The 17,489-nt window shown below is 71.1% G+C and carries 18 protein-coding genes and 1 rRNA gene; 9 read left to right on the top strand and 10 right to left on the bottom strand.

Annotation, left to right across the window (positions count from 1 at the left end; genetic code table 11):
* Positions 1-175: 175 nt before the first annotated feature.
* Genes HT134_RS33900 through HT134_RS33890 form a run of 3 tightly spaced genes read right to left on the bottom strand, consistent with a single transcriptional unit; the run spans position 176 to position 2,104 of the window.
* Positions 176-1,114 (bottom strand): NAD-dependent epimerase/dehydratase family protein, encoded by a 939-nt coding sequence (locus HT134_RS33900; protein WP_175604567.1) that lies wholly within the window; start codon positions 1,112-1,114, stop codon positions 176-178.
* A gap of 10 nt (positions 1,115-1,124) precedes the next feature.
* Positions 1,125-1,391 (bottom strand): mycothiol system anti-sigma-R factor, encoded by a 267-nt coding sequence (gene rsrA / locus HT134_RS33895; RefSeq protein WP_175604566.1) that lies wholly within the window; start codon positions 1,389-1,391, stop codon positions 1,125-1,127.
* Complete coding sequence (locus HT134_RS33890) at positions 1,388-2,104, bottom strand: sigma-70 family RNA polymerase sigma factor (protein ID WP_376768139.1); 717 nt, start codon at positions 2,102-2,104, stop codon at positions 1,388-1,390. Before HT134_RS33890 ends, rsrA begins: the two co-directional genes overlap by 4 nt.
* 122 nt (positions 2,105-2,226) lie before the next feature.
* On the opposite strand from HT134_RS33890, the gene HT134_RS33885 reads away from it, so the two are divergent.
* Positions 2,227-3,015, top strand: a complete 789-nt coding sequence (locus HT134_RS33885; RefSeq protein ID WP_175604565.1) for a class I SAM-dependent methyltransferase — start codon at positions 2,227-2,229, stop codon at positions 3,013-3,015.
* Positions 3,016-3,070: 55 nt separating this feature from the next.
* Here HT134_RS33885 and HT134_RS33880 read toward each other — a convergent pair whose 3' ends face one another.
* Both HT134_RS33880 and HT134_RS33875 read right to left on the bottom strand, forming a co-directional pair.
* The gene (locus tag HT134_RS33880; RefSeq protein WP_175604564.1) at positions 3,071-3,403 is read right to left on the bottom strand and encodes a TraR/DksA family transcriptional regulator; all 333 of its coding nucleotides are present in this window, start codon (positions 3,401-3,403) and stop codon (positions 3,071-3,073) included.
* 154 nt (positions 3,404-3,557) lie between these two features.
* A complete protein-coding gene (locus tag HT134_RS33875; protein ID WP_175604563.1) occupies positions 3,558-4,310 on the bottom strand; it encodes an SOS response-associated peptidase in 753 nt (250 codons plus the stop codon).
* Positions 4,311-4,584: 274 nt separating this feature from the next.
* Between HT134_RS33875 and aroA the strand changes: the two genes are divergently transcribed.
* A complete protein-coding gene (aroA, locus tag HT134_RS33870; RefSeq protein ID WP_175604562.1) occupies positions 4,585-5,862 on the top strand; it encodes a 3-phosphoshikimate 1-carboxyvinyltransferase in 1,278 nt (425 codons plus the stop codon).
* Positions 5,863-6,391: 529 nt separating this feature from the next.
* Positions 6,392-7,441 (top strand): ribosome small subunit-dependent GTPase A, encoded by a 1,050-nt coding sequence (rsgA, locus tag HT134_RS33865; protein ID WP_175604828.1) that lies wholly within the window; start codon positions 6,392-6,394, stop codon positions 7,439-7,441.
* A 296-nt stretch (positions 7,442-7,737) separates the two neighbouring features.
* Here rsgA and HT134_RS33860 read toward each other — a convergent pair whose 3' ends face one another.
* Positions 7,738-8,184: a DUF4442 domain-containing protein gene (locus HT134_RS33860; protein ID WP_175604561.1), complete on the bottom strand. Its 447-nt coding sequence runs from the start codon at positions 8,182-8,184 to the stop codon at positions 7,738-7,740.
* Positions 8,185-8,299: 115 nt separating this feature from the next.
* On the opposite strand from HT134_RS33860, the gene hisN reads away from it, so the two are divergent.
* Positions 8,300-9,136, top strand: coding sequence for a histidinol-phosphatase (hisN, locus tag HT134_RS33855; protein ID WP_175604560.1), 837 nt, complete (start codon positions 8,300-8,302; stop codon positions 9,134-9,136).
* A 6-nt stretch (positions 9,137-9,142) separates the two neighbouring features.
* Here hisN and HT134_RS33850 read toward each other — a convergent pair whose 3' ends face one another.
* Both HT134_RS33850 and HT134_RS33845 read right to left on the bottom strand, forming a co-directional pair.
* Positions 9,143-9,940 carry a fructosamine kinase family protein gene (locus tag HT134_RS33850; protein ID WP_175604559.1) on the bottom strand — a complete coding sequence of 266 codons (798 nt, stop codon included), beginning with the start codon at positions 9,938-9,940 and terminating at the stop codon, positions 9,143-9,145.
* 36 nt (positions 9,941-9,976) lie between these two features.
* On the bottom strand, positions 9,977-10,450 hold the full coding sequence (locus tag HT134_RS33845) for a low molecular weight protein-tyrosine-phosphatase (RefSeq protein ID WP_175604558.1): 474 nt from the start codon (positions 10,448-10,450) through the stop codon (positions 9,977-9,979).
* Positions 10,451-10,571: 121 nt separating this feature from the next.
* Here HT134_RS33845 and pstS point away from each other — a divergent pair, with 121 nt between their 5' ends.
* The 5 genes from pstS to HT134_RS33820 are packed head-to-tail and all read left to right on the top strand — an operon-like array spanning position 10,572 to position 15,050.
* Complete coding sequence (gene pstS / locus HT134_RS33840) at positions 10,572-11,681, top strand: phosphate ABC transporter substrate-binding protein PstS (protein ID WP_175604557.1); 1,110 nt, start codon at positions 10,572-10,574, stop codon at positions 11,679-11,681.
* A gap of 8 nt (positions 11,682-11,689) precedes the next feature.
* A complete protein-coding gene (pstC, locus tag HT134_RS33835) occupies positions 11,690-12,670 on the top strand; it encodes a phosphate ABC transporter permease subunit PstC (RefSeq protein WP_175604556.1) in 981 nt (326 codons plus the stop codon).
* On the top strand, positions 12,667-13,542 hold the full coding sequence (pstA, locus tag HT134_RS33830; RefSeq protein ID WP_175604555.1) for a phosphate ABC transporter permease PstA: 876 nt from the start codon (positions 12,667-12,669) through the stop codon (positions 13,540-13,542). Before pstC ends, pstA begins: the two co-directional genes overlap by 4 nt.
* Positions 13,543-13,557: 15 nt before the next feature.
* Positions 13,558-14,334: a phosphate ABC transporter ATP-binding protein PstB gene (pstB, locus tag HT134_RS33825; RefSeq protein ID WP_175604554.1), complete on the top strand. Its 777-nt coding sequence runs from the start codon at positions 13,558-13,560 to the stop codon at positions 14,332-14,334.
* Entirely contained in the window at positions 14,334-15,050 is a 717-nt protein-coding gene (locus HT134_RS33820) for a response regulator transcription factor (RefSeq protein WP_175604553.1), read from the top strand. Before pstB ends, HT134_RS33820 begins: the two co-directional genes overlap by 1 nt.
* Before the next feature lie 426 nt (positions 15,051-15,476).
* On the opposite strand, the gene HT134_RS33815 is transcribed toward HT134_RS33820, so the two are convergent.
* Together HT134_RS33815 and rrf are read right to left on the bottom strand one after the other, a co-directional pair.
* Positions 15,477-16,511 carry a serine hydrolase gene (locus tag HT134_RS33815; RefSeq protein ID WP_246366110.1) on the bottom strand — a complete coding sequence of 345 codons (1,035 nt, stop codon included), beginning with the start codon at positions 16,509-16,511 and terminating at the stop codon, positions 15,477-15,479.
* A gap of 858 nt (positions 16,512-17,369) precedes the next feature.
* Positions 17,370-17,486, bottom strand: a 5S ribosomal RNA gene (rrf, locus tag HT134_RS33810).
* Between the last annotated feature and the right edge of the window lie 3 nt (positions 17,487-17,489).

The following is a 17,489-nucleotide window of genomic DNA, read 5'->3' as shown; positions in this document are numbered from 1 at the left end:
CACCCGTGATCAGCAGCGCGACAGGAGCGATCAACGTGATACCCGTGATCAGGCGGGCGATCCATGTCTTCGACATCCGCTGTGCCTCCCCCTTGAGTCCTGGGGCTCACGCTACAGAACGCGGGGTCGTCGCACCGGCGGAGTCACGAATCGCAAGCAAAGCGTAATCAACCGGCTACCCCCGGCGACTCCTGGCCCACTCGACCGTGGCCTTCAGGCCGGTGGCCAGGTCGGTGCGCGGCTGCCAGCCGAGCCCGTCGTAGGCGGGCACCGGGTCGACCGCCATGGCGGGCAGGTCGCCCAGCCGGGGCGGCGCGAACCCGGGCTTGTCGGGCCGGCCGGCGGCGTCGGCGATGAGGGTGTGCAGCCTGCGGTCGGTGGTCTGGATGCCGGTGCCGAGGTTGAACCTGCGTCCGTCGCCGGCCTTGCCGCACGCCCGGACGAACCCGTCGACCACGTCGTCCACGTAGACGTAGTCACGGGTCTGGCCGCCGTCACCGTAGACGACCGTGGGGGTGCCGCTGAGCAGGCCGTCGGTGAAGATGGCGACCACGCCGGCCTCGCCCTCGGGCGACTGGCGCGGGCCGTACACGTTGGACAGCACGAGGGTCGTGCACTCGATGCCGTGCAGGGCGCGGAAGGTGGCGAGGTAGGTCTCGCCGCTGAGCTTGGAGGCCGCGTACGGCGAACGCGGGTCCGTCGGTGCGTCGCCGGGCACCGGGATCGTGGCGGGACGGCCGTAGACGGCGACGGAGGAGGCGAAGACCACCTTGCGGGCGCCGCCGGCGCGGGCGGCGGCCAGCACCGACGCGGTGCCCACCACGTTGACCCGGGCGTCGTGGAGCGGGTCGGCGACGCTGCGGCGCACGCTGATCTGCGCGGCCAGGTGGCAGACCACCTCCGGCCGTGCCTCGGCGGCCAGGTCGGCCAGGGCGGGATCGCAGACGTCCAGCACCCGCAGCCGGAACCGGTCGCTGGTCAGGGCGCCGGACAGGTTGTCGCGGTCGCCGGACGACAGATCGTCCACCACGACGACCTCGTGCCCGTCGGCCAGCAGCCGATCGACGAGATTGGACCCGATGAAACCGGCACCACCGGTGACGAGCACGCGCATGGGCCGAATTTTAGTCGGACAGGTCGGCTCTCACCTGCGCGATGCGCGCGAGGACCTTGGATCGCAGGTCGCCGGGCAGCGGATCGCAGCCGCAGTGCTTGGCGACCAGCTGCTTGACCACCTTGTCGAGGTCGTACTCCTTCAGGCACGGGCCGCACTCGTCGAGGTGGACGCGGATGTCGACGCAGTCGCCCTCCTCGAGCTCGCCGTCGAGGTAGGCGTAGACCTTGTCGAGCACCTCACGACAGTCGGTCTCGTGCGGGTTGCCGCAGCTCATTTGGAACCCTCCGCGGGGACAAGGCCACGCTCGCGTGCGTAGTCCTCCAAGTGCGTCCGCAACTGCCTGCGTCCGCGGTGGAGCCTCGACATGACGGTGCCGATCGGAGTGCCCATGATGTCGGCGATCTCCTTGTACGGGAAGCCCTCGACGTCGGCGAGGTAGACGGCGATGCGGAACTCCTCGGGGAGCGCGGCCAGCGCCTCCTTGATGTCGCCGTCGGGCAGGTGCTCGAGGGCCTCGACCTCGGCGGACTTCAGACCGCTCGACGTGTGCGACTCGGCGCGGGCGAGCTGCCAGTCCTCGATCTCCTCGGTGCCCGACTGCTTCGGCTCCCGCTGCTTCTTGCGGTAGCTGTTGATGAAGGTGTTCGTCAGGATCCGGTACAGCCAGGCCTTGAGGTTGGTGCCCTCCTGGAACTGGTGGAAGGACGCGAACGCCTTGGCGAAGGTCTCCTGGAGCAGGTCCTCGGCGTCGGATGGGTTGCGGGTCATCCGGAGCGCCGCGGAGTAGAGCTGCTCGAGATACGGCATCGCTTCGCGCTCGAACCGCTCGCTGCGTTGCTCGAGAGTCTCCGCGCCTGTCGCGGGCACCAGGCCCACCCCCCTAAGATCACCGGTGGCCGGTTGTGCCGGGACACCGTACTCAGGGGAGAATACCCGCTCGTCCTGCGGCGCCCGGCCACCGGGGAGCGGGTCCATGAGTGTGAGCATGCTCGTCGCAACACGCCCGTGCCCGCGTCTGTTCCCGCAAGATGGAAGGTGACGAACGACCCGGTGCGGGGAAAACCATACGTACCGGCTGGTAGCCATTTTCCGGAACCCAGGAGTCGCGTGTGCTGCCCATTCCGGCCGAGGAACTGAACGGCTCAGGGACGCTCGGACCGTACTGGACCTTCTACCGTGCCGTCGTGGCCGAGCAGTTGAGCCGGTGGCTTCCCGCGACGCCCTCCGTGGTGCTCGACCTGTCCGGCGGGCGCGGGCGGTGGTCCGGCCAGCTCGCCAGGGCCGGGCACCGCGTGATCGAGGTGCTCGACTTCCGGCGGGTCGCCGACCCCCAGGCGAGGCTGCGGACCGTGGACGGCCAGCCGTGGCTGCGCGAGGCCGACGCCCCGGGCCACGAGGCCGGCGAGGTGCGCCAGGTGCGCGCCGACGACCTGTCGTTCCTGCCGGACGAGAGCGTCGACGCGGTCGTCGCCGAGGAACGGGCCATGTCGATCGAGCTGATGGCCGAGTCCGCGATGAGCGACGTGGCGCGCGTGCTGCGACCGGGCGGGCGCGTGCTGGTCTGCGTCGACTCGCTGGTGCTGGGCATGGCGATCCTGGCCGAGCAGGGCCAGTGGCAGCACCTGCGCCAGACCGGCGAGGTCATGCTCGTGCCCTGGCCCGACGGCAGCATCACCCGCTGCTTCAGCAGCGCGCAGCTGCAGGAGCTGCTCATCGGCGCGGGCCTGGAGGTGGAGTGGGTGCGTCCGCGCACCGTGCTGTCGCCCTCGACGGTCGACCACGTGCTCGGCTCCGGCACGCGGGCGCTGACGTGGCTGGTGCGCACGGAGCTGGAGGCGCACCCGGACGACGACGACACGGTCGGCATCCACCTGGTGGCCAGCGCCCGCAAGGCCTGACGCGCGTCCCGACGCTCGGCGGCGGCGTTCCCGCCTCTCCTGAGCGTCCCGACGCTCAGCGGCGGCGTTCCCGCTTCCCCTGGCACTGCACGCACCGCGCCGCCTCGGGACGCGCCTCCAGCCGGCCCTCCGGCACCGGCTTGGCGCAGTCGACGCACCTGCCGTACGTGCCCTCGTCGAGGCGTTCGATCGCGTCCAGCACGGCCCGCCGCTGCGTCGTGGCGACGGCCAGCATGGCCTGGGCGCGGTCGGCGTCGCTGAGGTCGGAGCCGGCGTCGGCCGGCGAGCGGTCGTTGACCGAGAGGGGGTCCCCTCGTAACACGCCGATCGAACGGTCGAGGTCGGCGAGCATCTGCTGCAGCCGCTGGCGAGCGGACGTGACCTCCACGGATCCGCACCTCCGGGTGAATGACGGCATCCCGCGGCGGGACTCCCCGGTTGTCCCGCGCGGAGCTTGGGGGGCAAGGTGGTGGCGGTGACTCCTAGTAAGCGAATGCACCGCTTTTCTCACCGAATGCCCACTTGACCGGGCTTTTACACCTTCAGAAGAGGGCGGGAGCCTCCTCGGGAGGGAGCGGCTTGATGAGGTCAGGGCCGTTGTTGCGGACGTTGTTGACGTCGGTGGAGACGGGGATCGCCGCCAGCCGGCCGGGACTCGCGGGCACCAGCAGCCCCGAGACGCTCTCCGTGTCGGTGAGCTTGGGGTCGAGCCACTCGGCCCACCGGTCCTGCTCGATCATCATGGGCATCCGGTCGTGGATGCGGCCCAGCTCGTCCTCCGCGTCCGTGGTGATGACGGTGCAGGTGACGAGCCACTTGAGCGGGTCGTCGTCCGCGCGCGAGGGGTCCTTCCAGAACTCGTACAGGCCGGCCATCGCCAACACCCCGCCGTCGTCCGGGCGGATGAAGTACGGCTGCTTGCGCTTCTTGCCGTCGTCGCCCTCGACCGGCATCCACTCGAAGTAGCCGTCGGCGGGCAGCAGGCACCTGCGCTTGGCGAACGCCTGCCGGAACGACGGCTTCTCCGCCAGCGTCTCGGCCCGGGCGTTGATCATGCGCGAGCCGATCGACGGGTCCTTGGCCCAGGCCGGGACCAGCCCCCAACGCACGACCCTGAGCTGCCGCACCGCCCGCCCGGCCTCCTTGGGCACGCGGCTGAGCACGGCGTAGACGTTCTTGGTCGGGGCCACGTTGTAGTCGGGACCCAGCTCCTTGTCGGGGTCGCCGTCGAGCTCGACCTGGAACTCCTCCAGCAGCTCGTGCTTCTTGCGCGCCGACGCGTATCTACCGCACATGCCCCCACATTGCCACGTGGGGCTTTCGCTCGCGTGTTCCCACCCACTGCAGGGGGCCCGCCTTCCTCCGCACCCAGGCGGAGAGCGGCCGTCCCGCCCGATCCACAGGCGGGACCGCCCACCGCCCCCGATCCACAGACAGAGAGCCGCCATCCACCCCTGTCCCCTCCCCCCTGCCCCCTGTCCACAGACAGAGGGTCATCCTCCACGCCTGTCCACAGGCCTTCGGCCAGGGCGACGGCCGCTTCGCCCCTGGCCCGATAGGCTTGGGCCCATGCCCGCTCAGCACTGGCCCGCTCCCGTCGCCACCGGCCCCGTGGCCGCGTCCGTCGAGCTGCCCGGCTCCAAGTCGGTCACCAACCGCGCCCTCGTGCTCGCCGCCCTCGCCGAGGGTCCCGGCACCGTGCGCAGGGCGCTGCGCAGCCGCGACGCCGACCTCATGGTCGCCGCCCTGCGCTCCCTCGGCGCGACGCTGGAGCCGACGGCCGAGACCTCCGCCTCGGTCGACTGGCGGGTGACACCGGGCCCGGTGCGCGGCGGCGCGCACGTCGACGCCGGCCTGGCCGGCACGGTGATGCGGTTCGTCCCGCCGGTGGCTGCGCTGGCCGACGGCCCGGTGACCTTCGACGGCGACCCGCACGCGCGCAAGCGTCCGATGGGCCCGATCCTCGACGCGCTGCGCGCCCTGGGCGCCCGCGTGGAGGGCGACGCGCTGCCGTTCACGGTCAGCGGGCCGATCGCGGGCGGCGAGGTCACGATCGACGCGTCGGCGTCGTCCCAGTTCGTCTCGGGGCTGCTGCTCACGGCGGCGCGCTTCGAGAAGGGCGTCACGATCCGCCATTCCGGCCCGCCCGTGCCGTCGCAGCCGCACATCGACATGACCGTGCAGATGCTGCGGGCGGCGGGCGTGCGCGTGGACGACGGCGAGCGCGACGTGTGGCGGGTCGAGCCCGGCCCCGTCGCGCCCCGCGACCTCACGGTGGAGCCCGACCTGTCGAACGCGGCCCCGTTCCTGGCCGCCGCCATGGTCACGGGGGGCACGGTCACGATCCCGGGCTGGCCGGCCGTCACCACCCAGCCGGGCGACGCGCTGCGCGGCCTGCTCGCCGACATGGGCGCCACCGTCCACCTGGACGACGACGGCGTGCTGTCGGTCACCGGCTCGGGCCGGATCGAGGGCATCGACGCCGACCTGCGTGAGGTGGGCGAGCTGACGCCCACGATCGCCGCTCTGGCCGCGCTGGCCTCCTCACCGAGCCGCGTACGCGGGGTGGCGCACCTGCGCGGCCACGAGACCGACCGGCTCGCGGCGCTCGCCACCGAGATCAACCGGCTCGGCGGCGACGCCGAGGAGACCGACGACGGCCTGATCGTCCGGCCGCGCCCGCTGCACGGCGGCGTCTTCCACAGCTACGACGACCATCGCATGGCCACGGCCGGGGCGGTCATCGGCCTCGCGGTGCCGGGCGTCGAGGTCGAGAACATCGCGACGACCGGCAAGACCCTTCCGGAGTTCACGACCATGTGGGCGTCGATGCTGGGCTCGCAATGAACGCGCCCCGGCGCAACGTGACCACAGGACGGCCTGCGGTACCGCACCTTTCCGGGCAACGCGAGGGGGCACGCGCGGCGTCCCCACAGGCTCGGGAGACGGGTCCTGAGGCAGGCACAGCGGCATCGCATGCGCGCCGGACGGGCGAGAAGGGGCGTGCGGCGGCTCCGTACGCGACCGGGATGACCGCGAAGACACAGACGGCGACATCACGCACCTTCTGGACGGGCGCGGAGACACGTGCGGCGACATCGCACATGACCGCAACGAGCGCGGAGACGTGCACGGCGGCAGTGCATGCGCCCGGCGCGCGTGGGAAGGCGCATACAGCGTCATCCCCCGCGCCCGAGGTGCGTGAGACCGAGCCGACGGCCCCTCCCCGCGCGCTCGGGGCGGGCGTGGAGGTGCGGAGGGTGTCGTCACTCCCGTCCGGCGGGCGGGGGGATGCAGGACGCGCGGCCTCGACGCCCGGGCTCCGGGGTCGGCGGCCGCTGAAGGCACACAGGAACGATCGCAGGGGTGAAGACCGCTGAGGAAGCGGGAGTACGACGAGGACGACGTACGGGTCAGGCCGGGCAAGGGGTCACGGCCACGGACCCGTATCCGGCCTGCGCACGAGGACGCCGTCGAAGGGTTCATCGTGGCCGTCGACCGGGGACGCTACACCGCGCTGGTCGAGGCGGAGCGGCCCAAGGGTTCGGCCGCCAAGCGTGGAGCGCGGCAGCGTTCCCGCCTGGTCGTCGCGATGAAGGCCCGGGAGCTGGGCCGCAAGGGCATCGTGGTGGGCGACCGGGTGGCGCTGGTCGGCGACGTGTCGGGGCAGCCCGACACGCTGGCCCGCGTGGTGCGGGTAGAACCGCGCACCTCGATGCTGCGGCGCTCGGCCGACGACACGGAGGACACCGACGGCATCGAGCGGCCGATCGTGGCCAACGCCGACCAGCTCGTCATCGTCACCGCGCTGGCCGACCCGCCGCCGCGTCCCCGGATGATCGACCGGATTCTCGTCGCCGCCTTCGACGCCGAGATCGAGCCGCTGCTCTGCCTCACCAAGTCCGACCTCGCGCCGCCCGACGACCTGCTCGCCCTCTACCGGCCGCTCGGCGTCCCGCACGTCGTGGTGCACAAGGGCGGTTCGCTCGACGAGTTGCACGACCATCTGGAGGGCCGCGTCAGCGTGCTCGTGGGCCACTCGGGGGTGGGCAAGTCGACGCTGGTCAACGCGCTCGTCCCGGACGCCAACCGGGCGGTCTCCCACGTCAACGCGGTGACCGGCCGAGGCCGTCACACCTCGACGTCGGCCGTGGCCCTGGAGCTGCCGGAGGGCGGCTGGATCATCGACACGCCCGGCGTGCGCAGTTTCGGCCTGGCCCACGTGTCGGTCGAGACGGTGCTCGCGAGCTTCCCCGACCTGGTGGAGGGCACGGTCGACTGTCCCAAGGGCTGCACGCATCTGAGTGACGGGTGCGCGCTGGACGCGTGGGTGGCGGCCGGGCACGCCGACCCGGCGCGCCTGGAGTCCCTCCGCCGCCTGCTGGCGATCCGCGAGGGCGCCCCGGACGAGTCCCCCGCCACCTGAAACGACGGTCGCCCCCGGACACCGCCGTCCGGGCCAAGTCCCCGGACACCGCCGTCCGGGCCAGGTCCCCGGCCGCCGTCGTCCGGACCAGCCCGCCGTACGAGCTGCCATGGCGCATCTCCCTGCGCGCAGCGGACCGGCCACGGTCCTCCCTGCACGCATCTCCTCGCGCAAGGGCTCCTTACGCACGTTTCCCCGCGCGGAGGGTTCCTCCGCTCAGAGTGTCCCCGCCACGCTCACGTGCGGTTGGCCGCGTTCACGTGCGGTTGGCCGCGTTCACGTGCGGTTGGCCGCGTTCACGTGCGGTTGGGCCGCAGCGTCCACGTGAACGTGAACGAGCACACCGGCACGTCCTCCCCGTTCCTGACCTCCACCGCGACGTCGAACTCCGGCCGCTTGCCCGCGTCCAGCTCGGCGATGACGTCCTCGCGCGCGGCGAGCAGCCGCCCCTCGGCGACCACGTCGCCCTTGGCGAGCTTGTGGTACTGGACGGTCGCCCCGGTCGTGAGCGGCACCGCGCGGGCGAGCTGGTCGCCGAGCGCCGACAGCATGGCGGCGCCCGAGGCCGACTCCGCGAGCGTGAACAGCGCGCCGGCGTGCGGTCCGGCCACGTGGTTGTGCAGGTCGGCGCGGTCGGTCAGGCGGCACACGGCGCGCCCGTCCCCGGTGTGGTCGAAGGTGACGCCCAGGGTGCGGGCGAACGGAACGGTCTGGAGCAGCAGGGCTCCGGCGTCGAGCGTCATGCCCCGATGCTACTGACGAGTAACACCAGAACGCAGCCAGCTGCGGCGAAAAGCATCCAAGCCATGTTCAACCCATCCGGAAGGGCACTTTCGGGAAAGGCGACGCGGGCCCCTGATGCTCGGGAGGCCCGGCACGGTAGCGTGGCGAACCGTGCAGGGTTACAACGACGATCTACGCCTCGCCCACGTGATGGCGGACGCCGCCGACGACCTGACGATGCGCCGGTTCAAGGCCGTGGACCTCAAGGTCGAGACCAAGCCCGACCTCACCCCGGTCAGCGACGCCGACCGGGCGGTCGAGGAGGCCATCCGCGGCACGCTGCGCCGCGCCCGCCCGCGCGACGCGGTCGTCGGCGAGGAGTTCGGCCAGACCGGCTGGGGCGCCAGGTCCTGGATCATCGACCCCATCGACGGCACGAAGAACTACGTGCGCGGCGTGCCCGTGTGGGCGACGCTGATCGCGCTGATGGAGTACGGCAAGGTCGTCGTGGGCCTGGTGTCGGCCCCGGCCCTCGGCCGCCGCTGGTGGGCCGCCACCGAGGGCGGCGCCTGGACCGGCAAGAGCCTGGCCAGGGCCACCCGCATGCAGGTGTCGCAGGTCTCCGCCCTGAGCGACGCGTCGTTCTCCTACTCCAGCTTCGGCGGCTGGGAGGAGACGGGCCGCCTCGAACCCTTCCTCGACCTCGGCCGCGCCTGCTGGCGCACCCGCGCGTACGGCGACTTCTGGTCGCACATGATGGTCGCCGAGGGCTCGGTCGACATCTCGGCGGAGCCGGAGCTGTCGCCATGGGACATGGCGGCCCTGACGGTGATCGTCGAGGAGGCGGGCGGCGTCTGGACCGACGTCGAGGGCAGGCCCGGTCTGGAGGGCGGCAGCCTGGTCTGCACCAACGGCCTCCTCCACGACGAGGTGATCAAGCGGCTGAACGACGGCCGCACCCCCGGCGCCTGAGGCCCGTCACCCCGCCCGTCCGAGAGCCAGCACCCGGTCCACCGCCCGCATCAGGCTCTCCCGGTACGACCCGCCGAACAGCACCACGTGCACCAGCAGCGGATGGAGCTGGTGCAGCGGCACCCGCTCGCGCCAGCCGTCGGCCAGCGGGCTCTCCTCCTGGTACGCCGCGAGGATCCGCTCCTCGTACGGCACGCCGAACAGCGCCAGCATGGCCAGGTCCGTCTCCCGGTGCCCGCCGTGGGCGGCGGGGTCCACCAGCACGGCGGTGCCGCCGGACCACAGCACGTTCCCGCTCCACAGGTCGCCGTGGATGCGGGCCGGCGGCTCCGGCGGACCGGCCGCCTCCGGGAAACGCTCCACGGCCCGCTCGATGCGCCGTACGTCCCCGGCGGGAAGCCGCGCCCGCCGTACGAACGGAAGGACGCGCCGGGTGGCGTAGAAGGCCGGCCAGTCGTCGGCGGCCGAGTTGTCCATCGGCAGGTCGGCGATGAAGCCCGGCCAGGGCGCCCCGAAGGCGGGCGCCCCCGCCCGGTGCATGCGCGCGAGCGCCCGCCCGAACCGCTCGGCGGCGGCCGGGCCGGGCGGCTCCGTGTCCACCCATGACAGCACCAGGCGGTCCTCGGCCACCTCCACCACCTCGGGGACGTCCATGGCCTCGCCCAGCCACCGCAGCCCGGCCGCCTCCGAGGCGAACACCGGCGAGGCCTTCCCGACCTTGGCGAACACCCGGCGACCGTCGTCCAGCACGCCGCCCCGCAGCCGCCAGCCGTGCGACACCCCGAGGTCCTCGGCCCACCTCATCGGCCCGCCCGGCGGCCGATGCGATGGACCCGCCCGTCAGCCGATCTCATCAGCGATGTGCTTCGCGACGCCCTCGGCCGCCGCCTCGACGAGCCCCAGCACCTCCACGAAGCCCTCCGGACCCCCGTAGTAGGGATCCGGCACCTCGGCCCCCTCGGGCGCCGCCGGGTCGAACGAGCGGAACAGGCTCACCTCGACGCCGGCGGGAGCCATCCCCCGCAGGACGGCGAGGTTGTCGCGGTCCATGGCGAGGACCAGGTCGTAGCGGTCGAACCAGTCGCGGGTGAACTGCCGGGCCCGGTGGGCCGAGCCGTCGTACCCGTGGTCGGACAGCGTGCGCAGGGCGCGGGTGTCCATCGGGTCGCCCGCGTGCCATCCGCCCGTGCCGGCGCTCTCCACGGTGACCCGGCGGCCCAGCCCGCGCTCCTCCAGCACGTGACGGAGGACCACCTCCGCCATCGGTGACCTGCAGATGTTCCCCATGCACACCAGGCATACGCGATACGTCATAAACCCCATCATGGGGGCGACCGGGCCCGTTCACCGAACGTTCACCCTTGTCAGGGGTTGTGAGTCACTTTGCCTGCATAGCTTCAGTGGCGACTAAGGACCAAGTGGGAGGAACCCAACCGTGAAGTATGCAGGCCGGCTCGCCGCCGTCGCCGTCGTCGGCGCGCTCTCGCTCGCTGCGTGCGGCACAGACAACAACAGCTCCGGCAGCGCGAGCACCAGCTCGGCCGCCGCCACCGGCGCCGCTGGCAGCGGGCTCAGCGGCACCATCAACGCCGCCGGTTCCTCGGCCCAGGCCAACGCGATCGACCAGTGGAAGAAGGACTTCCAGTCCAAGAACGCGGGCGTCAGCGTCAACTACCAGCCGAGCGGCTCGGGCGCGGGCGTGCAGGCGTTCATCCAGGGCACGGTCGCCTTCGCGGGTTCCGACTCGGCCCTCAAGGACGACAAGGGCGAGCCGGCGCAGGCCGACGCCCGGTGCAAGACCGGCAAGGCCATCAACATCCCGATGGTGACCGGCCCGATCGCGGTCGTCTACAACCTGCCCGGCGTGGACGGCCTTCAGCTCTCCCCCAAGACGATCGGCGCCATCTTCAACGGCAAGATCACCAAGTGGGACGACGCCGCCATCAAGGCCGACAACCCGCAGGCCAAGCTGCCCTCCACCCCGATCCAGGCCTTCCACCGGGCCGACGAGTCGGGCACGAGCGACAACTTCACGAAGTTCCTCAAGGCGACCGCCGAGTGGCCGTACGAGCCGGCCAAGGCCTGGCCCGCCGAGGCCAAGGGCCAGGGCGCCAAGGGCTCCGACGGCATCGCCTCCTCGGTGAAGGGCGCCGAGGGCGCCATCAGCTACGTCGAGCTGTCGTTCGCCGAGAACTCCCAGCTCCAGAAGGCCAAGGTGGCCAACGGCGCCGGCGAGTTCGTCGAGCTGACCCCCGAGAGCGCGGCCAAGACGGTCGAGACCGCCGAGATCAAGGGCACCGGCAACGACCTCAAGCTGGGCATCGACTACGCCACCAAGACGGCGGGCGCCTACCCGATCGTCCTCGTGACCTACGAGATCACCTGCGAGAAGGGCCTGTCGGCCGACGAGGCCAAGCTGGTCAAGTCCTTCCTCACCTACACCGCCAGCGACGAGGGCCAGACCGCGCTGAAGGACCTGGGCTACGCGCCCCTGTCGGGCGAGCTGCTCACCAAGGTCCGCACCGCCGTCGAGGCGATCTCCTAGATCCGCCGATGACGACTGACGTCCGTACCCGTGGGGGCGGACCGGCCACGCGCCGGTCCGCCTCGCGGCGCAGCCACGGTGAGGCGCCCTTCCGCTTCGCCGCCACCGGCGCGGGCATCCTCCTGCTGGCGATCATGGCGGCCATCGCCGTGTTCCTCATCAGCGAGGCGGTCCCCGCGCTCCGGGCCAACAAGGGCAACTTCTTCACCGACCTGACCTGGGAGCCGAACGGCAGCCAGGTCTTCGGCATCGCCGCCCTTGCCTTCGGCACCGTCCTGAGCTCCGCCATCGCGCTCGTCATCGCCACTCCGGTGGCCATGGGCGTGGCGCTGTTCATCTCCCACTACGCCCCGCGCCGCCTGGCCGGGCCGCTCGGCTACCTGGTCGACCTGCTCGCCGCCGTCCCCAGCGTCGTCTACGGCCTGTGGGGCGTGACGTTCCTGGTGCCGCTGCTGAAGACGCCGTCGGAGTGGCTGAACGCGCACCTCGGCTGGTTCCCGCTGTTCTCCGGCGAGGGCGCGATCGGCGGCAAGACCATGCTCGCGGGCGGCGTCGTGCTGGCCATCATGATCCTGCCGATCATCGCCGCGATCTCGCGCGAGGTCTTCCTGCAGACCCCCAGGATGAACGAGGAGGCCGCGCTCGCCCTCGGCGCCACCCGCTGGGAGATGATCCGGATGGCCGTGCTGCCGTTCGGCCGCCCCGGCGTGGTCAGCGCCGCGATGCTCGGCCTCGGCCGGGCCATGGGCGAGACGATCGCGGTCGCCCTGATCTTCCCCGCCACGTTCGACATCAGCATCGAGATCCTCACCCCGCACGGCAACAGCATCGCGGCCAACATCGCCAACGGGTTCGGCGAGGCCACCCCGATCGGCCGGGGCGCGCTGATCGCCTCCGGTCTGGTGCTGTTCGTCATCACCCTGCTCGTCAACATGGGCGCCCGCATGATCATCAACCGCCGCAAGGAATACGCGAGGAGCGGCGCATGACCACCGTCCAGCACATCTCGGCCGGCCGCCGCGTCAAGGACCGCCTGGCGCAGGGGCTGGTCTATCTGGCGTTCGCGCTGGCCGTCGTGCCGCTCGTCTCGGTGCTCTGGCTGGTGATCAAGAACGGCCTCGCCCGGTTCGACCTGGAGTTCCTCACCCACTCCATGCGCAACATCGGCGCGCGCGACGCGGGCGGCGGCGCCTACCACGCGATCATCGGCACGCTGGAGCAGGTCCTGCTCGCCTCGCTCATCTCGGTGCCGATCGGCCTGCTCACGGCGATCTACCTCACCGAGTACGGCAACGGCGGCCGGCTGAGCCGGGCCATCAGCTTCTTCGTGGACGTCATGACCGGCGTCCCGTCCGTCGTCACCGGCCTGTTCGTCCTCGCGTTCTGGATCCTGTTCCTGGGCATGCCGTTCTCCGGGCTGGCCGGCGCGCTCGCCCTGTCGATCCTCATGATGCCGACGGTGGTCAGATCGGCCGAGGAGATGCTCCGCCTCGTGCCGAACGACCTGCGCGAGGCCTCGTACGCGCTGGGCGTCGCCAAGTGGCGCACGATCGTCAAGGTCGTGCTGCCGACCGCGTTCACCGGCATCGTCACCGGCGTCATGCTGGCCGTCGCCCGCGTCGCCGGCGAGACCGCGCCACTGCTGCTGACCGTGTTCTTCACCGACTCCATCAACAACGACCCGTTCAGCGGGCCGCAGATGGGGCTCCCCCTCTACGTCTTCGACCAGGCGGGACGTCCCAACGACACCGCCATCGACCGGGCCTGGACCGGAGCCCTCACGCTCATCCTGATCGTCATGCTGCTCAACCTGGTGGCGCGGCTCATCGCCTGGTGGCGCTCGGCCGCCAGGGGCCGATAGGGGGTAACCAGCGCAATGTCCAAGCAGATCCAGGTGTCCGGCCTCGACGCCTACTACGGCTCGCACAAGGCCATCGAGGACGTCTCGATGACGATCGAGCCGCGTTCGATCACGGCCTTCATCGGCCCGTCCGGATGCGGCAAGTCGACGTTCCTGCGCACGCTCAACCGCATGCACGAGGTCATCCCCGGCGCGCGCGTGGAGGGCAAGGTCCTGCTCGACGGCGAGGACCTGTACGGCTCGACGGTCGAGCCGGTGTCGGTGCGCCGGTCCATCGGCATGGTGTTCCAGCGTCCGAACCCGTTCCCCACGATGTCGATCTACGAGAACGTGGCCGCCGGGCTGCGGCTCAACGGCCGCGTCTCGAAGTCGGAGAGCGACGGCATCGTCGAGGAGTCGCTCAAGGGCGCCAACCTCTGGAACGAGGTCAAGGACCGGCTCAACAAGCCCGGCGCCGGCCTGTCGGGCGGTCAGCAGCAGCGGCTCTGCATCGCCCGCGCCATCGCGGTCAAGCCGCAGGTGCTGCTCATGGACGAGCCGTGCTCGGCGCTCGACCCGATCTCCACGCTGGCCATCGAGGACCTCATGGTCAAGCTCAAGGACGAGTACACGATCGTCATCGTCACCCACAACATGCAGCAGGCGGCCCGCGTCAGCGACCGGACGGCCTTCTTCAACCTCGACGGCCAGGGCAAGCCGGGCAAGGTGGTGGAAATGGACGAAACTTCCCGGATGTTCACCAACCCCTCGCAGAAAGCGACCGAGGACTACATCACCGGGCGCTTCGGCTGATGACCCACCAGCAGGCGGCATCCACGGTGAACGGGGACACGCGGACCAGACCCGTACTGCTCATCGCCGACCCCGACGAGAACGTCGCCGGAGACCTGGCCGACGCCCTCGAACGCGAGGGCGTCGCCGTCACCAACGCGCCCGACGGCGCTCAGGGCCTGCTGCAGGCCGGCGCGCTCCAGCCCGACGTGGTGCTGGTGGCGGCCACCCTGCCGGTCATCGGCGCCGTCGACTTCGTCCGCGCGGTCCGGCTCGCCCGGGCCGTGCCCGTGCTGCTGGGGGTCGGCGAGGGCAACGCCGACCAGGCCGTCCAGGCACTCGCCGCCGGGGCGGCGGCCTGCGTCGCCCGGCCGTACCGGGTGCCGGAGCTGCTGCCGTTCATCCACGCGGCCTCCCCCGAGCAGCGCGACGTGCTCGCCGCCGGCTCCGTCGAGCTGGACGTGCGGGCCTACCAGGTACGCGTGGACGGGCGGGTCGTCCACCTGCCCCTCAGGGAGTTCGAACTGCTGCTGTACCTCATGCGCAACGCCGACCGGACGGTGACGCGGGAGCAGATCATGCGGCACGTGTGGCATGCGGGGGCCGGCACGTCCACGAACACGATCGCCGTCCACGTCAAGCGGCTGCGGGCCCGGCTCGGGGACGAGGACGATCAGCTCATCCAGACGGTACGCGGGGTGGGCTACCGGCTCGTCACACCGGTCTCGACAACCTGAACGGGGCGTCACACCGGTGTCCAACGGCCTGAACGGGCCGTCACGACGGTCTCGACGACCTGAGCGGGCCGCCACGGCGGTCTAGGCGGCTTGAACGGGCCCGGTTGACGGCCTGGGCGGCTCGGCTGCCTGAGCCGGCTCAACCGCCCGACCAGCCTCGACCTCTTCGCGTCGGGGGGTGCGGGCCGGTCACGGCGGGACGGTTCGGCCGGTCACCGCGGGACGATTCGGCCGGTCACCGCGGGACGATTCGGCCGGTCACCGCTGGGCGATTCGGACCGGCACGGCGCCGCTGACTGGGGTCGCCCGTGTGGCGCTGGAGTCTCACTCCCCGGCGCTGCGCTGAAGTGTGACCCGCTGGCCCGATACCGCAACCCGAGTCGTCGGCGCGGCACCGCGACCCGGGTCGTCGGCGCGGCACCGCGGTCATGGTTGGCGGCACGTGCGGAACGCCTTCATGACGCGCCTTGCCACACCTTCCACAGTCGCGATGCCGTGCCCCACCTCGGCGGCCCCCTCGCTGAGCACCGCGACCGCGTAGTCGTGACCCGCCGCCCCGTCACCGCGCCCACGGAGAATCCCGACCGTGACGACGGCCCAGCGCTTGGTGGAGACCCGCTTCAGCCAGCCGTTCTTCAACGCCACCCGATCGCTCCCGCAGGCGGCGGCACTGATCCCCCAGTTCTGGCCGTGGATCACCCGCCCCATGAGCCGCAGCACCTGCTCCCGGTCCTTGCCCGGCAACGGGCTCCGATCCGACACCAGGGCCCCCATGAGCCGTACCTGGTCCTCGGCCGAGGTGGGCGTGATGCCCCAGCAGTACAGGTCCACGCATTTGCCCGGAACGCCCATGGTGTGGCGAAGCCCGAACCTCCGACCGGCTCTGGTGAAGCCGTCCGGACCGCCGATGCGCGACCAGAGCCGGTCGGCAGCGTGGTTGTCGCTGTAGCGGATCATCAGATCGGCGTCGCGGCGCACGCCCTCCGGCAGCTCGCGCCAGGGGGTGCGCAGGAGGAGCGCCATGAGAATCTGCACCTTGGCCGAGCTGGCGGTGATGAGACGCTCGTCGCGGTGGTAGCGGTAGAGACGGCCGTCGGTGAGGTCGCGCACCATGGCGGTGACGGGCCCGGGACGACCGGCGAGGTAACGGTCGAGCCGCATGGTCAGGCTCTTGGCGGGGACGGGTACGGCCCTCACCTTGGTGTCGGCGGCCTTGCGCTCTTGGGGCTTGAGGGCCTTGGAGGGCCCGTGATCAGCGGCATTTCTGGGCGCGAGCTCGATGGACTCGACGAGGGAGCTCGCGCTCGGCCCCGCGCGTAAGCGCTCCTGGCCTCTGAGGGCGACGAGCGCAGGGGACAGGGCGGCCGCGGCGGGAGAGCCGAGGATGGGCGGCGAGAGGGCGGCCGGCGCCACCAGAAGGGTGACCAACGCGGCGCGGCGCACCGCCCTGCCGATGATCATTGCCGAATTATCCCGACAAAGCACGACACGCCGCTAGCCATTCCCGCAATCGACCGCACGGGTTGAACGGGCGATTCAGACGATGAGCTCTGAAGACATGAAGACGGCCATCGCACGATCCTTCGAGTGCATGACCTGGACTGAAGGGGAACCCCGCGATGGCCGCCGAACACCAGTGTGCCGCCTGCGCCGCACTTGTAGAGGCTGTTTGGCGTAACTCCTCGAAATATCTCGATGACGAAGCGTCACAATGAGCACATTGACGGCATGAGGCAGCTGTACCCGGCCAGTGGAGGCCCAGCGTCAAGCCCATCCGGGGTGAGCCAGGAGCGTGCATGAACCAGCGGCGCCAGGTGCACAGCCATGCACCACGGCCGGGCATCGCGTCGCTTGCTTGTGCGCACCCAGCTCCGAGCCGGCCCTCCGGGTACGGCGAGCATCCAGCGGCGAGAGCTCACAGATTCATAGCTCACGGCATCGGCGACAGACGGTGCGACTGTCCACCCAGAGCTACTCCGGCCCATTCCCCCACGGCCTTGAAGATGGTGGACGAGAAGCGCACAGGCGCCAGTGCTCCAGCAATGCATGACCGTCAGCGCGTATCCCACCGGCGCTGGCCGAGCACAGGCAACCCAACGCATGACCCGAAAGCACGAGCACCAAACAACAGCAACTCACACACGGACAAGCCTGCGCGGTACACACCAGAACCCGCCAGGCAATCACACCGCCACCCACAAGGCGCCGGCCAGCCCCCACAAGCCTGCACAACGCAAGAAAGGGCCCCATCCTCCGCCCCTCAAGCCAACCCTGGCCCGAGAAGCTCCGGATGGAGCCCTTACCTGTCAAACAAAGATTGTCCGGCGGTGACCTACTCTCCCACACCCTCCCGAGTGCAGTACCATCGGCGCTGGGAAGCTTAACTTCCGGGTTCGGAATGTAACCGGGTGTTTCCTTCCCGCCATAACCGCCGTAACC

This window comes from Nonomuraea rhodomycinica, from assembly GCF_013363995.1.
Classification (GTDB): Bacteria; Actinomycetota; Actinomycetes; order Streptosporangiales; family Streptosporangiaceae; genus Nonomuraea; species Nonomuraea rhodomycinica.
Note: the sequence above shows the minus strand (reverse complement) of the source record. Positions and strands in the feature narration are given on the sequence as shown.